The organism is Candidatus Pelagibacter sp. PS_28 (assembly GCF_059417885.1).
In genome coordinates, this window is record NZ_CM182070.1 from 30752 (window position 1) to 46274 (window position 15523).

Genomic DNA, 15523 nt, shown 5'->3' on the forward strand with positions numbered 1-15523 from the left:
ATGCTTCGTAGCTTAAATATTCAATAATTTAAACAATTCCATTTTAACATATTAGATATGCATAAATTAAAATATTAAGATTTAATTGCATTTATTTCAAATTTAAGGTCATATATATTGACCTTGTTTGTCTTTTATTACATAAAACCTTGATATATGTTAAATTTATTGAGGTTAAATATGTCAGAAAATATGCTTAAATTTGTTAAAATAGGTCAACAAACTCCACCTAAAAGAGAAGTCGGAAATAGAAAAGAAGACTTTAACGAAATTTATAAGGAATTTATTAACGATAAAGCAAGTGAACAATCTAGCAGGTGTTCTCAATGTGGAGTTCCTTTTTGCCAGGTCCATTGTCCATTAAGTAATAATATTCCAGATTGGCTAAAATTAACTGCAGAAGGACGATTAAAAGAAGCTTACGAATTATCTCAAAGCACTAACAACATGCCAGAGGTGTGTGGAAGAATATGTCCACAAGATAGATTGTGTGAAGGAAATTGTGTAATTGAACAATCAGGACATGGAACTGTAACTATAGGTTCAGTTGAGAAGTATATTACTGATAATGCTTGGGAACAAGGATGGGTAAATCCAATAAAGGTTAAAAATGAAAAGAGTCAAAGTATTGGAATTATAGGAGCAGGCCCAGCTGGTCTAGCTGCTGCAGAGCAGTTACGTAAGTCAGGTTATCAAATTACAGTATACGATCGATACGATAGAGCTGGTGGTTTAATGATTTATGGCATTCCAAATTTTAAATTAGAAAAATTTGTTGTAGAGAGAAGAACCAAATTATTAGAAGAAGGTGGAATTAAATTTGTTCAAAATTTTGAAGTTGGAAAAGATGCCTCATTAGAGCAATTAAGAAAAAAACACGATGCTCTTTTAATTGCAACTGGAGTTTATAAAGCTCGAGAAATAGATCTTCCAGGAAAAGATTTAGGAAATATATTTCCAGCCATGGAATTTTTAACAGCTTCAAATAAAAAAGGATTAGGAGACAAGGTAGAATTATTTGATAATGGAACTTTAAATGCTGAAGGAAAAAATATTGTAGTAATTGGAGGAGGTGATACTGCAATGGACTGTGTTAGAACTTCAATCAGACAAAAAGCAAAATCAGTTAAATGTCTTTACAGGAGAGACAAAGAAAATATGCCTGGATCTGCAAGAGAGGTAGCTAATGCAGAGGAAGAGGGAGTAGAGTTTGTATGGCTATCTAGCCCTAAAGAATTTATTGGAACAAATAAAGTTGAAGGTTTGATGGTGGATAAAATTAAACTTGGGGAACCTGATGACAGTGGAAGACGTAAACCAGAAATTCAAAATAATTCTCACTTTAATATTAAGGCAGACATAGTAATTAAGGCTCTTGGTTTTGATCCAGAAAATTTACCAAAACTATTTGGTTCTGAGGATCTACAAGTTACTAAATGGGGAACATTAAAAACTAATTTTGATACTATGGAGACAAATTTACCAGGTGTGTTTGCAGCTGGAGATATTATTAGGGGTGCATCTTTAGTTGTCTGGGCCATAAAAGACGGAAGAGATGTAGCAGTATCAATAAAAAATTTTTTAGAGACCAAAGAACTCAGTAAAGAGAAGGTTGCTTAATGAAAAATTATAAAAAAAATCTTAAAATTCTTGAGGATGGCCATGTTTATTCTAAAGAAATGGAGCATGACGCTTGTGGAGTAGGGTTAATTGCTTCTACAGAAGGTAAAAAATCAAGGAAAGTAGTAGAATATGGAATTAATGCCCTAAAAGCGGTTTGGCACAGAGGAGCAGTTGATGCTGATGGAAAAACAGGTGATGGAGCTGGAATCCATTTAGAAATTCCTTCAGACTTCTTTGCTGAAAAGATAGAAATCACAGGCCATGACCATGATGGTTCAGAAATTTGTGTGGGTATGATTTTTTTACCCAGAAACAATTATCAAGCACAAGAAAATGCAAGAACTTTAGTTGAAAGTGAATTAACAAAAAGTAATTTTAGTATTTATGGATGGAGACAGGTTCCAGTAAATCCAAAAGTTTTAGGTGAAAAAGCAAATCTTACAAGACCAGAAATTACTCAAGTATTATTTAAACATAATAATAAAGATTTAACAGAAAAAGAGTTAGAAAGAAAAATTTATGAATCTAGAAGAAAAATTGAAAAAGAAGCTATTAAAGATGCGGTAGAAGGTTTTTATATTTGTTCACTAAGTTCTAAGTCAGTTATTTATAAGGGTATGTTTTTAGCGGAGTCTATTGCAGATTTTTATTTAGATTTAAAAGATGAAAGGTTTATATCTCGATTTGCAATATTTCATCAAAGGTTTTCAACAAACACAGCACCTAGTTGGGATCTGGCACAACCTTTTAGAGCATTAGCTCATAATGGAGAAATAAATACATTCAAAGGAAATACAAACTGGATGAAAGTTCATGAGCAAGAAATGAATAGTCCATTATTTGATAATATGGAAAATTTAAAACCAGTTATACAACCAGGATCATCAGACTCTGCGGCACTGGATAGTGTTTTTGAACTTTTAAATATTTCTGGCCAATCAGCACCCCTTGCAAAATTAATGTTAATTCCAGATGCATGGTCTAAAAAAAGTCAAACATTATCAAAAGATCACCAACAACTATTTAATTTTTTAAATAGCACAATGGAGCCATGGGATGGACCAGCTGCTATTGCAGCTACCGATAATGAATGGGCCATTGTAGCAGCTGATAGAAATGGGTTACGCCCAATGAGATATACTATTTCAAAAGATAAAATATTGTGTGCAGGATCAGAGACGGGAATGGTTGAAATCGATGAGAAGCAAATTCTTAAAAAAGGCAGATTAGGACCTGGAGAAATTCTTGGAGTTAGAATAGCTAAAGGTAAAGTATTTTCTAATGTTGAAATAAAAGACTATCTAGCAAAAGAGTTTAAACATTTTAACAATCAAATAATTGATTTAGAAAAAAAATTTACAATAAAGAATGAAAAATCTACTTTTTCAGGTGATGAGCTAAAAAAAAGACAGCATACATTTGGCTATAGTTTAGAAGATCTAGAGCTTATTCTTCACCCGATGGCAGAAGATGCAAAAGAAGCCATTGGCTCTATGGGTGATGACACTCCTCTTGCAGTATTGTCTGACCGTTATAGACCGCTTTACCATTTTTTTAGACAAAATTTTAGTCAAGTTACAAATCCACCAATTGATTCTTTAAGAGAAAACAAGGTTATGAGTTTAAAAACTCGTTTTGGTAATCTTGGAAATATTTTAGATTTTACTAATTTAACAGAAGAAAACATATACGTTTTAGACAGCCCCATATTATCAAATTCTCAATTAGAAAAATTTATTAATTTTTTTGGGGAAAAATCAATAACAATTGATTGTACTTTTGATAAAAGTGAAAACCTTGAAACTTCTATTGAGAGAATTAGAAAAGAGTCTGAAATTGCAGTTCGACAAGGCCTTACGCAATTAGTTTTAAGTGATAAAAATATTTCTGAAAAAAGATTACCCATTCCAATGCTATTATGTGTTGGTGCAATAAATACTTATCTTATTAAAAAAAAATTAAGAGGCTATGCATCAATCAATGCTCAAACTGGAGAAGCATTAGACACGCATTCATTTGCAACACTTATAGGTGTTGGAGCAACTACTGTTAATCCTTATTTAGCACTGGATAGTTTATATCAAAGGTTTGAAAAAAAATTATTTGGAAAGTTTGAGTACGATGAATGCATAGACAGATATATACAATCAGTAAATTATGGACTTCTGAAAATAATGTCAAAAATGGGAATTTCGGTCATAAGCTCTTATAGAGGTGGATGTAATTTCGAAACAGTTGGTTTGAGTAGAACAGTAGCATCAGAATACTTTCCAGGAATTTTATCAAAAATTTCAGGCATAGGGTTAAATGGAATAGAAAAAAAATTAAGAACTATTCACAAAGAAGCATTTAAAGGAACGGATGCAGTTTTACCAATCGGAGGAATTTATAGATATAGAAAGGATGGTGAAACTCATCAATATCAAGGTAAGCTCATTCATCTTTTGCAAAGTGCAGTTTCATCAAATTCTTTTGAAGCTTATAAAAAATATGCAGAAGGTATTTATAATCTTCCTCCTATACACCTTAGAGACTTGATTGGATTTAGAGATAAAAATTTAAACCCATCCTTAGATATTTCAGAAGTAGAACCAATCGAAAATATTTTAACAAGATTTGGAAGTGGAAGTATGTCTCATGGTGCATTATCGAAAGAAGCACACGAAACATTAGCTATAGGAATGAATAGAATTAAAGGAGCCTCTTGTAGTGGTGAAGGTGGAGAAGATGAAAAAAGATTTATTAAGATGGAAAATGGAGATAGTGCTAATTCTAGAGTTAAGCAAATAGCCTCAGCAAGATTTGGAGTAACACTTAAATATCTAAATAACTGTAATGAAATAGAGATTAAAATTGCACAAGGAGCAAAACCTGGTGAGGGAGGTCAATTACCAGGGTTTAAAGTTACGGAAGAAATTGCCAAATTAAGACATTCAACTCCGGGTGTAACCCTAATATCACCACCACCTCACCATGATATTTATTCTATCGAGGATTTAGCTCAATTAATTTACGATCTTAAACAAGCCAATCCAAAAGCAAGAGTTGGTGTAAAATTAGTAGCATCTTCTGGGATAGGAACAATCGCAGCTGGGGTAGCTAAAGCTAAAGCAGATATAATTTTAATTTCTGGACATAATGGAGGAACAGGAGCTACACCGCAAACAAGTGTTAAATATGTGGGGATACCTTGGGAGATGGGATTAACTGAGGCTAATCAAGTTTTAACTTTAAATAATTTAAGGCATAAAGTTACTCTAAGAACAGATGGTGGAATTAAAACAGGAAGAGATGTTGTTATTGCAGCCATGATGGGAGCAGAAGAATATGGAGTAGCTACTACAGCTTTAGTAGCCATGGGATGTATAATGGTTAGACAGTGTCACTCAAACACATGTCCAGTTGGAGTTTGTACTCAAGATGAAAAACTAAGAGAAAAATTTTCTGGTACGCCAGAAAAGGTAGTCAACTTATTTAAATTTATAGCTGAGGAAGTAAGAGAAATTTTAGCACAAATAGGATTTAAATCATTAAATGAAATAATTGGTAGGACTGATTTATTAAGACAGGTAAGTAAAGCTTCACCAAACTTAGATGATTTAGATCTTAACCCTTTATTTGTTCAAACAGATGCTGGTGAGAACACAAGGCACTGTACAGTTCCAGAAATAAATTCTGTTCCAGATACTTTGGATCAAGAAATTTTACCTGAAATTAAAGAACAAATTGGAAAAGTAAAAATTATTGAAAAGGAATATATTATTAAAAATACTCATAGGACAGTTGGAACAAGAATTTCTAATCATCTTTATGAAAAATATGGATCTGAAAAACTAGATGATGGCTTTTTATCTTTAAAGTTTAAAGGATCAGCTGGACAGTCATTTGGTGCATTTGCAATAAAAGGCTTAAAACTTATTTTAAAAGGTGATGCTAATGATTATGTTGGCAAAGGTTTATCAGGCGCAACAGTCGTAGTTAAACTTCCTGATGAAAGTAATCTAGTTTCACATGAGAATACCATAATAGGAAATACAGTTTTGTATGGAGCAACATCCGGAAAACTTTTTGCAGCAGGTCAAGCTGGAGAAAGGTATGCTGTAAGAAATTCAGGATCAATTTCAGTTATTGAAGGATGCGATTCTAATGCTTGTGAATATATGACTGGTGGCACAGTTGTAATTCTAGGCGATGTAGGAGACAATTTTGGAGCTGGAATGACTGGCGGAATGGCGTTTATTTACGATATAAATAAGAAATTTGATAAAAAAGTAAACCCAGAGACTGTAGTATGGCAGACGCCAGAAACAGATTATTGGATAACTTATTTAAAAAATTTAGTTCAAGAACATCACCAAGAGACAAATTCAGATTTTTCTAAAAAGATCATAGAAAATTTTGATAGAGAAATTTCTAATTTTATTCAAGTTTGTCCAAAAGAAATGATTGATAAGCTAAAAAACCCAATAAGTTTAAAATCTATTATAAAAGAAGTTAGTTAAAATGAAGGATATAAATATTTTTTGTTTTGGTTTTGGCCAAGTAGCAAAAAATTTTGTAAAGAAGCTTAATATTGAGCAATATAATATTAATTTGTCAGCAACTTCTAGAAGTGAGTCTTCAAAAAAAACATTCAATGGTATTAATTATAATAGCTATCTATTTAATAGTGACAACTTTGATCAAAATTTAGTTGTAAAATTAAAAGAAGCAGATCATATCTTAGTTTCTATACCACCGGAAAATCAAGAAGATTTAGTTATAAAAAATTTTTCTAAATTTATAGAAAGCTCCAAAGTAAAATGGATAACATATTTATCAGCCACTAGTATTTATGGTGATCATAAGGGAGAGTGGGTTAATGAAAATAGCAAAACAAACCCAATTTCAAATAATGGTATTGCAAGATTGAAAGCTGAAAATGCATGGTTTTCTCTAGAAAAAAGTAAGAAAATACCAATTCAGATATTTAGGTTATCTGGAATTTATTCTAATGAAAAAAATATTTTAATACGTCTAAAATCAGGAGGTGTGAAATTGATCAACAAAAAAAATCATTTTTTTTCTAGAATTCATGTAGATGATATTTCAAATATATTATTTAAATCTTTATCAAAATTTAAGTCAGGAGAAATATACAATCTATCTGATGATAAACCCTCTACATCTGAAGAGGTTACTTTATTTGGAGCAAAGATATTAAATATTGAAAATATCGAAAAAATTGAAGTTGACCAAATTAAAAGTGAGATGTTGAAAAATTTTTATAATGAGTCTAAAAAAGTTAGCAACAAAAAGATGAAAAGTTATTTTGATTATAATTTAAAATTTCCAAGCTATATCGAAGGATTAAACTATATTAGTTGTAATTTTATTTAGCTCTAAGAGTATTTTTTTTAAACCTCGTTTACTTGATAAGCTGTGATCACCATTTTTTATTATCACTAATTTTTTATTAGCTTTAGTAAATAACTTAAGAACTTTTCTAGAATAACTTGTTGGAACAACTTCATCTTTACTTCCATGAATCATAGTTACATTGATTTTAGATTTAATCTTTTTATTCAAGATTTTATTTTTTCTACCATCTTTTATTAACTGATAAGTGATTGGATACTCATAATTACCATGTTTTAAGTTATAAATTCCTTTCTTTATAGTTTCATTTTTCATTTTTTTTGTAAATTTTTTCCACATTAGGTTTTGTAAAAACTCTGGAGCTGAACCAATTCCTAAAAAACCTTTAATTTGATCTTTAAAATATTTAAATTGATTTAAGGAGAGCCACGCTCCCATACTTGAACCAACTAAGATAAATTTATTTTTTTTAACTATTTTTTTTATTACTATTTTAACTTCTTTTGACCATTGTGTGATATTTCCCTTGGTAAATTTTCCTGAGGATTTTCCATGACCAGAATATTCAAGAGCAAGAAAACCAAGCTTATTTTTTTTTGCAAATTTTAGTATAGCCTGAGGTTTTTCACCTTCAATGTTTGACATAAAACCATGTAAAAAAACAATATAAAGATTATCTCTATAATCCTTACTTAAGTATCTTATTTGCCTGTTATTAAGGACCTTAATATATTTAAATTTATTCATATAAGTTTATTAGAATTAATTCTTAATATATAGTTCTATCAAATGTCTTCAGAATTAAAAGTACTGCAAGTAATTCCTAAACTTGGATATGGGGGTGCGGAAACAGGCTGTTACGATCTTGCACACTATTTACCAGAAAATAATTGTAGCTCTTATATAGTAACTAGTGGAGGAGAGTTATTAAAATTTATTGATAAAAAAAAAGTAAAAGTAATAAAACTTCCCGTCCATAGTAAAAATCCATTTTTAATGCTCTTTAATTCAATAGCTTTGATTTTTATTATTTTACTAAATAATATATCTATTGTTCATGCAAGAAGTCGTGCTCCAGCTTGGTCTTGTTTGTTTGCAACAAAAATTACAAGAAGAAAGTTTGTTACAACTTTTCATGGTACCTATAATTTTAAAAACTCAATTAAAAAATTCTATAATTCAGTAATGGTTAGATCAGATTTAATAATAGCAGGATCAAATTTTATTTTTTCACATATTAATCAAAATTATCCAAAATATTTAGATTTAAAAAAAAAATTCTTGGTAATTTTTAGGGGAATTAATGTCGATTATTTTGAATTATCAACAATTTTAGACAGTGAAGAAAACAGACTTATTTCAGATTGGGATGTTGATAGAAATAAAAAAACGATCCTAATGCCAGGTCGGTTAACTGCTTGGAAAGGTCAGGAGACATTTATTGAGGCATTAAATCTTGTTAATAAAGAACTGGGGTATGAGTCTTTTAATGCTATTATTTTGGGTAGCGATCAAGGAAGAGACATTTATACCAAAAAAATTAAAAGATTGGCTGAGCAATATAGGCTAACTAGTCAGTTAAAATTTATAGAACATTGTAAAAATATGCCGTTAGCCTATAAAATATCAGACATTGTTGTTTCAGCCTCAGTCGAACCTGAAGCTTTTGGAAGGGTAGCAGTTGAAGCTCAATCAATGGAAAAACCAATAATAGCAAGTGATATTGGGGGATCTAACGAAACTATTATTGATAACGTGACAGGTTTTTTATTTCAGTCTGGTAATGCAGAAGCTTTGAGTAAAAAAATAATAGAAGTCTTACAATTAGACGAATCTAGATTGAAATCTATTGGTATAGAAGGTAGAAAAAATATAATTAAAAAATTTAATGTTGAAAAAATGTGTTTTTCTACATATTCAGAATACAAAAAATTATTAAATTAAATGCCATTAATAACATTGCCAGATGGAAACACTATTGAATTTCCAAATAAAGTAACAGGACTTGAGGTTGCTGAAAAGATTAGTAAATCTTTATCAAAGCAGGCAACTATTATTAGTGTTAACGAAGAACTTAAGGATTTAAGTTTTGTTATTGATGAGGATTGCTCAGTTAAAATTTTTACTTCAAAAGATAAAGAAGGTTTAGAAACTATTCGTCATGATACGGCCCATATAACTGCAATGGCAGTTCAAGAACTCTTTCCAGGAACACAAGTAACCATTGGTCCAATTATAGAAAATGGATTTTATTATGATTTTTCAAGAAAAGAACCCTTTACAGAAGATGATTTAAATAAAATTGAAAATAAAATGAAAGAAATCGTTGATAGAGATGTTCCAACTACAAGAGAAGTTTGGAAAAGAGATAAAGCCATATCTCATTTCAAAGATAAAGGAGAAATATACAAGGCTGAAATTATTGAAAGTATTCCACAGGGTGAAGATGTTTCTATATATTTTCATGGAGACTGGCATGATTTATGCAGAGGCCCTCATCTTTCTTCAACGGGAAAAATTGGTAAGTACTTTAAATTAACAAAGGTATCAGGGGCTTATTGGAGAGGTGACTCAAATAATGAAATGTTGCAAAGAATTTATGGAACAAGTTGGGCATCACAAAAAGATTTAGATGAATATTTAAAAAGAATAGAAGAAGCAGAAAAAAGAGACCACAGAAAACTTGGAAAAGAAATGGATTTATTTCACTTTAGGGAAGAAAGTCCAGGATCAGTATTTTGGCATGAAAAAGGTTGGAAGTTATTTCAAAAATTAGTTGCATATATGAGAGCTAGACAAGAAAAAGCTGGCTACAAAGAAGTGAACACTCCTGAAATTTTAGATAGATCTCTTTGGGAAAAATCTGGCCACTGGGAAAAATATGGAGAGCATATGTATACTTCTCAAACACCAGATGAAAAAATATTTGCAATAAAACCAATGAATTGCCCAGGTCACGTACAAGTTTTTAATCAAGGATTAAAAAGTTACCGAGATCTTCCTTTAAGAATTTCAGAATTTGGAAAAGTACACAGATATGAGCCTTCAGGTGCTTTACATGGACTTTTAAGAGTTAGAGCTTTTACTCAAGATGATGCTCATATTTTTTGCACAGAAGATCAAATTACATCAGAATGTTTGATTGTTACTAATTTAATTTTAGATATTTATAAAGATCTTGGATTTGAAGATGTAATATTAAAATACTCAGATAGACCAGACTTAAGAGTTGGTGATGATAATGTTTGGGACAAAGCTGAAAAAGCTTTATTAGATGCAGTCAAAGCCTCAAAGCTTCAATACACAATTAATAAAGGAGAGGGAGCATTCTATGGTCCAAAAATTGAATTTGTTTTACGAGATGCTATTGGTAGGGATTGGCAATGTGGAACTTTACAAGTAGACCTTAATTTACCAGGAAGATTAGATGCTTCTTTTGTTGATAAAGATGGAACTAAAAAAATTCCTGTAATGCTTCACAGGGCGTTATTTGGATCATTAGAAAGATTTATTGGAATTCTTATAGAAAATTATGCAGGCAAATTTCCATTTTGGATAGCTCCTTTACAAGCTGTTGTAATTCCAATTTCGGAGGAATTTGATTCTTATGCAAAAGAAGTAAATGAAAAAATTAATAATGCAGGCATAAGCTCTGAGGTAGATTTAAAAAACCATAACTTAAATTATAAAATTAGAGAACATTCACTATCAAAAATACCACTTTTATTGATTTGTGGAAAAAAAGAAGTTGACAGTAACTCAGTAACGATTAGAAGATTGGATACGAACAAACAAGAAAATATGGAATTAAACTTATTCTTAGAAACTTTCTCAGCTTTAAACAAAGCATCCTCAAACTAAGTGGCAGATTTTAAACAAAATTATTTTCAAAGAAGAACTAAAGATAAAGGTCCAAGATCTAACAATAGAATTTCTTCACCTGAGGTTCAAGTAATTGGAAGCGATGGTGAAAATATAGGAATCATTAATACAAATGAAGCTATATCAATGGCTAAAGAGCAAGGATTGGATTTAATTGAAATAGCTCCAAACGCAAAACCACCTGTATGTAAAATTATTGATATGGGTAAATTTAAATATGATGCTCAAAAAAAAGCAAATGTTGCTAAAAAGAAACAAAAAATAGTTTTATTAAAAGAAATTAAAATGAGACCAGTTACAGAAACTCATGATTATGATTTTAAAGTTAAAAATGCTAAAAAATTTATTGGAAAAGGTGACAAGGTAAAATTTACAATACGATTTAAGGGTAGAGAGCTACAACACTCACACTTAGGTAGAGAATTAATGGATAAAATAAAAGCTGATATGCAAGATATTGGCAAAGTTGAATTGCACCCAAAGTTTGATGGTAAGCAAATGATCATGGTTATTCAGCCTTTATAAGGCTTAATAGAGGTTGTAAATCCATTCCAATATTTGTATAAGTCCGCAGAATTATGCCAAAATTAAAAACTAAAAGTTCAGCAAAAAAAAGATTTAAAATCTCAGCTACAGGGAAAGTTATGATGGCTCAAGCTGGAAAGAGACATGGCATGATAAAAAGAACAAATTCACAAATTAGAAAATTAAGAGGCACGACTGCTATGTCAAAACAAGATGGCAAAATAGTTAAATCATACATGCCTTACAGTTTAAGAGGATAAAATGGCTAGAATAAAAAGAGGCGTAACAAGTCACGCAAAACATAAAAAAGTTTTAAAAGCTGTCAAAGGTCAATGGGGCAGAAGAAAAAGCACTATAAGAGTTGCAAAGCAAGCTATGGAAAAAGCTATGCAATATGCATACAGAGATCGTAGAACTAAAAAAAGAGAATTTAAATCTTTATGGATACAAAGAATTAATGCAGGTGTTAGATCTGAAGGAATAACTTATTCAAAATTTATTAATGGTTTAACTAAATGTGGAATTAAGTTAGATAGAAAAATACTAGCTGAAATAGCATACGATAGCCCAGAAGCCTTTAAAACGATCGTTCAAAAAGCTCAATCGGCACTAAATTAATCTTCACTATTGTTTTTCTTCGGTGAAGAAATAATCTCTCAATATGTCTGATATTAAAAAAATAAAAGATGAATTTCTTTTAAAGTTAAAAGAAAATTTGGATTTAAATCAAGTTAATCAAATTAAAACAGAACTATTTGGTAAAACTGGGTTAATCAGCTCGCAATTTAAACAGCTTGGAAAATTAGCAGAAGAAGATAGAAAAAAATTTGCATCAGATTTAAACTTAGTCAAAAGTGAACTTGAAAATTTAATTACTATAAAAATTGATGATATTGAAAAAAAAGAGATTAACAAAAAATTAGAAAAAGAAAAAATAGATATAACTTTACCAGAGAGACCTTTTGTTCAGGGAAAAATTCATCCTGTATCTCAAGTTATAGATGAAATTTCTTCAATTTTTTCAGAAATTGGTTTTAGTGTAGAAGAGGGACCAGATGTTGAAAATGAATATAATAATTTTACTGCGTTAAATACACCTGACAACCATCCTGCAAGAGATATGCATGATACTTTTTATCTAGATGATACAAAAGAGCTGCTTTTAAGAACACATACTTCACCAGTTCAAATTAGAACAATGCTTAATGATAAACCACCTTTTAAAATAATAGCGCCAGGGCGAACATATAGATCTGACAGCGATCAAACTCATACTCCAATGTTTCATCAAGTTGAAGGGCTACATATTGATAAAAATATAAATATGGGGCATTTAAAAGGATGCTTAAATTATTTTATTAAAGAGTTTTTTGAGGTTGATAAAATTAAAATGAGATTTAGACCTAGTCATTTCCCATTTACAGAGCCATCTGCAGAAGTTGATATTGGTTATGAAATAAAAGATGGAAAAATAGTAATTGGGGAAGGTGATAAATGGCTAGAAGTTTTAGGTTGTGGAATGGTTCATCCCAATGTTTTAAAAAATGTTAAAGTAAACCCTGATGAATTCCAAGGTTATGCATTTGGAATAGGAATAGATAGGCTCGCAATGTTGAAATATGGCATTAATGATTTAAGAGCCTTTTTTGATTGTGACTATAGATGGCTAAATCATTTTGGATTTGATCCAATAGATGTCCCAACAAACTATAGGGGCTTAAGCCGATGAAGATTACAACAGCATGGCTCAAAGATCATTTAGATACCAAACTTAATGAAAATCAAATCATCGATAAACTTACAGATATTGGTTTAGAAGTAGAGGGTGTTGATAGTCAATCAGGAGAGCTTGATCAATTTGTAATTGCTAAAATTCTGAAGGCTGAAAAGCATCCTGATGCAGATAGGCTTAGAGTATGTGATGTTGATATAGGTTCGGGCAAACCAGTAAAAGTTGTTTGTGGAGCTCCAAATGCTAAAGAGGGTTTATTAACAATTTATGCTCCTCCTGGTGCTGTAGTGCCAAAAAGTCAAATGAAATTGGTGGTAAGTAAAATAAGAGGTGTAACCTCATATGGAATGCTTTGTTCAGAATCTGAACTTAACCTATCAAACGAAAGTGATGGCATAACAGAGCTTTTACCAGAAAAATATAACAAAAAAGTAGGAGAAAATTATTTTCCAAAAAAAATTTTAAATGTAATTGATATTTCTATTACACCAAATAGAGCAGATTGCTTAGGGGTTAGAGGAATAGCAAGAGATTTAGCTGCTGCAGGCGCGGGAAGATTAATAAATCAAAAAGAAAAAAAACTTGATAAAAAAAATAAACAAACAATTAGTGTAAAAATTGAAAATGAAAAAAATCAAGCATGCATTTCCTTTGGTAGTTGTTTAATTAAAGGAGTAAAAAATACTGAAAGTCCAGAGTGGCTAAAAGACAAAATAATTGCTCTAGGCCAAAAACCTATTTCGGCAATAGTTGATATTACAAATTATGTAATGTTTGATTTGAATAGACCACTTCATGCATATGATGTTGATAAAATAGATAAAGGAATAGTTGTAAGAAACTCAAAAAAAGGTGAAACATTCGAAGCATTAGATAATAAGGAGTATAAATTAGAGGATGAGATGTGTGTCATATCAGATGCGTCAGGCGTATTAGGTCTTGGAGGCATAATAGGAGGCACAAGAACTGGAACTGAACTAGATACAAAGAATGTGTTAATTGAGTCTGCTTACTTTAGTCCACGATCAATCAGAAAATCATCTAAAATCTTGAATATAGATACGGATGCAAAATTTAGATTTGAAAGAGGTATTGATCCATTATCAATTGATCAAGGACTTGAAAGAGCAGCTAATTTAATACAAGAAATATGTGGCGGTGAAGTTAGTGAATTTGATATTCAAAAAATTGAAGATGTTAAAAAAAAATCATTAAAATTTGATCCTTCTTTGTTTGAAAAAATTACTGGATTTAATATTGATATAAAAGAAATGATAAAAATCTTAGATAACCTAGGATTTGAAATTAAAGAAAACAAGGGAATGCTAGATGTCGTTATACCATCTTGGAGACCAGATATTTCACAAGAAGTTGATGTGGTAGAAGAACTTGTAAGAATTAAGGGTTATGATCAAATTAAAATTATTGAACCTGAAAAAATTAGAAAAAAGCAAACATTAAATTTAAAACAAAAATTATTTCATTTTTTACAAAGATCTATTGCTTCTAAGGGGTATTTTGAAGCTATCACATGGTCTTTTACCGACAGTAAAATTAATCAACTATTCATTGAAAATAATAAAGAAATTAAAATAATTAATCCTATAAGTTCTGATTTGAACGTTTTGCGAAGTTCAATTTTTTCTAATTTGATAATTCATTTGAATAAGAATTTAGGAAGAGGATTTAAAGATTTATCATTTTTTGAAATAGGTCCAACTTTTTTAGGATCTGAGCCAGGTGAGCAACAGACAGTCGCTACTGGATTAAGATCAGGAAAATTGGCTAGGCAGAGCTGGCTGGAAAAAGAAAGATTAATAGATGTGTTTGATGTTAAAAGTGATGTTATCAAAAGTTTAGTTGAAGCAGGTTATAATAAAGATAAGCTCTATATTGACGATGAAACACCAAGCTATTATCACCCTGGAAAATCAGGAAGAATATTTCTTAACAAAGGAAAAGAAAAAATAGTTGCTTTTTTTGGTGATATTCACCCAGGTATATTAAAAAAATTAGATATTAAAGTTGAGTCTTTAGTGGGTTTTGAAATATTTTTAGACAATTTAAAACAGCCAAAAAAATCATTAAAAGATCAAAAAACTCAGTATAAATATTCAGATTTTCAAAAATCAGAAAGAGATTTTGCTTTTGTTTTAGATAAAAATTTTAAAGTTCAAGAATTAATTGAAACCATCTCTAATGTAGACAAAGAGTTAATAAAATCTGTCAAAGTATTTGATGTTTATGAAGGAGCAAATATTCCTGAAGGTAAAAAATCAATTGCATTAAATGTAATTATTCAATCTTTAGAAAAAACTTTGACTGAGGATGATTTAAACAAAATTAATCAACTTATTATTTCTGCTGTTGAATCCAAAACTGGTGCTAAGATTAGATCATAAT

The 15523-nt window shown here is 30.4% G+C and carries 11 protein-coding genes; 10 read left to right on the forward strand and 1 reads right to left on the reverse strand.

Annotated features, from left to right (window positions below; genetic code table 11):
- Window positions 1-180 precede the first annotated feature (180 nt).
- From AC5SMR_RS00150 to AC5SMR_RS00160, 3 genes are read left to right on the forward strand one after another with little or no spacing between them, the layout of a single operon-like run.
- A complete protein-coding gene (locus tag AC5SMR_RS00150) occupies window positions 181-1620 on the forward strand; it encodes an NAD(P)-dependent oxidoreductase (protein ID WP_271480434.1) in 1440 nt (479 codons plus the stop codon).
- The gene (gltB, locus tag AC5SMR_RS00155; protein WP_494576934.1) at window positions 1620-6125 is read left to right on the forward strand and encodes a glutamate synthase large subunit; all 4506 of its coding nucleotides are present in this window, start codon (window positions 1620-1622) and stop codon (window positions 6123-6125) included. The genes AC5SMR_RS00150 and gltB overlap by 1 nt, the downstream gene beginning before the upstream one ends.
- Before the next feature lies 1 nt (window position 6126).
- Window positions 6127-7002: an NAD-dependent epimerase/dehydratase family protein gene (locus tag AC5SMR_RS00160; protein WP_494576935.1), complete on the forward strand. Its 876-nt coding sequence runs from the start codon at window positions 6127-6129 to the stop codon at window positions 7000-7002.
- On the opposite strand, the gene AC5SMR_RS00165 is transcribed toward AC5SMR_RS00160, so the two are convergent.
- The gene (locus tag AC5SMR_RS00165) at window positions 6973-7728 is read right to left on the reverse strand and encodes an alpha/beta hydrolase (protein ID WP_494576936.1); all 756 of its coding nucleotides are present in this window, start codon (window positions 7726-7728) and stop codon (window positions 6973-6975) included. The two genes, AC5SMR_RS00160 and AC5SMR_RS00165, sit on opposite strands and share 30 nt — an antisense overlap.
- Before the next feature lie 42 nt (window positions 7729-7770).
- Here AC5SMR_RS00165 and AC5SMR_RS00170 point away from each other — a divergent pair, with 42 nt between their 5' ends.
- Genes AC5SMR_RS00170 through pheT form a run of 7 tightly spaced genes read left to right on the forward strand, consistent with a single transcriptional unit; the run spans window position 7771 to window position 15522 of the window.
- Window positions 7771-8925 (forward strand): glycosyltransferase family 4 protein, encoded by a 1155-nt coding sequence (locus AC5SMR_RS00170; protein ID WP_018413764.1) that lies wholly within the window; start codon window positions 7771-7773, stop codon window positions 8923-8925.
- Window positions 8926-10842 carry a threonine--tRNA ligase gene (thrS, locus tag AC5SMR_RS00175; protein WP_020169017.1) on the forward strand — a complete coding sequence of 639 codons (1917 nt, stop codon included), beginning with the start codon at window positions 8926-8928 and terminating at the stop codon, window positions 10840-10842.
- Window positions 10843-11388, forward strand: coding sequence for a translation initiation factor IF-3 (gene infC, locus AC5SMR_RS00180; protein WP_006997463.1), 546 nt, complete (start codon window positions 10843-10845; stop codon window positions 11386-11388).
- A gap of 53 nt (window positions 11389-11441) precedes the next feature.
- Complete coding sequence (gene rpmI / locus AC5SMR_RS00185; protein WP_006997462.1) at window positions 11442-11648, forward strand: 50S ribosomal protein L35; 207 nt, start codon at window positions 11442-11444, stop codon at window positions 11646-11648.
- A gap of 1 nt (window position 11649) precedes the next feature.
- Entirely contained in the window at window positions 11650-12006 is a 357-nt protein-coding gene (gene rplT, locus AC5SMR_RS00190; RefSeq protein ID WP_494576937.1) for a 50S ribosomal protein L20, read from the forward strand.
- 43 nt (window positions 12007-12049) lie between these two features.
- The gene (gene pheS / locus AC5SMR_RS00195; protein ID WP_494576938.1) at window positions 12050-13117 is read left to right on the forward strand and encodes a phenylalanine--tRNA ligase subunit alpha; all 1068 of its coding nucleotides are present in this window, start codon (window positions 12050-12052) and stop codon (window positions 13115-13117) included.
- Window positions 13114-15522, forward strand: a complete 2409-nt coding sequence (gene pheT, locus AC5SMR_RS00200; protein WP_494576939.1) for a phenylalanine--tRNA ligase subunit beta — start codon at window positions 13114-13116, stop codon at window positions 15520-15522. The genes pheS and pheT overlap by 4 nt, the downstream gene beginning before the upstream one ends.
- Window position 15523 lies beyond the last annotated feature (1 nt).

Excerpts from the sequence above, each read along its gene's own strand:
- AC5SMR_RS00165 (WP_494576936.1), bottom strand. The coding sequence starts at position 7,728 with ATGAATAAATTTAAATATATTAAGGTCCTTAATAACAGGCAAATAAGA.
- rplT (WP_494576937.1), top strand. The coding sequence starts at position 11,650 with ATGGCTAGAATAAAAAGAGGCGTAACAAGTCACGCAAAACATAAAAAA.
- pheT (WP_494576939.1), top strand. The coding sequence starts at position 13,114 with ATGAAGATTACAACAGCATGGCTCAAAGATCATTTAGATACCAAACTT.
- AC5SMR_RS00170 (WP_018413764.1), top strand. The coding sequence starts at position 7,771 with ATGTCTTCAGAATTAAAAGTACTGCAAGTAATTCCTAAACTTGGATAT.
- AC5SMR_RS00150 (WP_271480434.1), top strand. The coding sequence starts at position 181 with ATGTCAGAAAATATGCTTAAATTTGTTAAAATAGGTCAACAAACTCCA.
- rpmI (WP_006997462.1), top strand. The coding sequence starts at position 11,442 with ATGCCAAAATTAAAAACTAAAAGTTCAGCAAAAAAAAGATTTAAAATC.
- thrS (WP_020169017.1), top strand. The coding sequence starts at position 8,926 with ATGCCATTAATAACATTGCCAGATGGAAACACTATTGAATTTCCAAAT.
- AC5SMR_RS00160 (WP_494576935.1), top strand. The coding sequence starts at position 6,127 with ATGAAGGATATAAATATTTTTTGTTTTGGTTTTGGCCAAGTAGCAAAA.
- pheS (WP_494576938.1), top strand. The coding sequence starts at position 12,050 with ATGTCTGATATTAAAAAAATAAAAGATGAATTTCTTTTAAAGTTAAAA.
- gltB (WP_494576934.1), top strand. The coding sequence starts at position 1,620 with ATGAAAAATTATAAAAAAAATCTTAAAATTCTTGAGGATGGCCATGTT.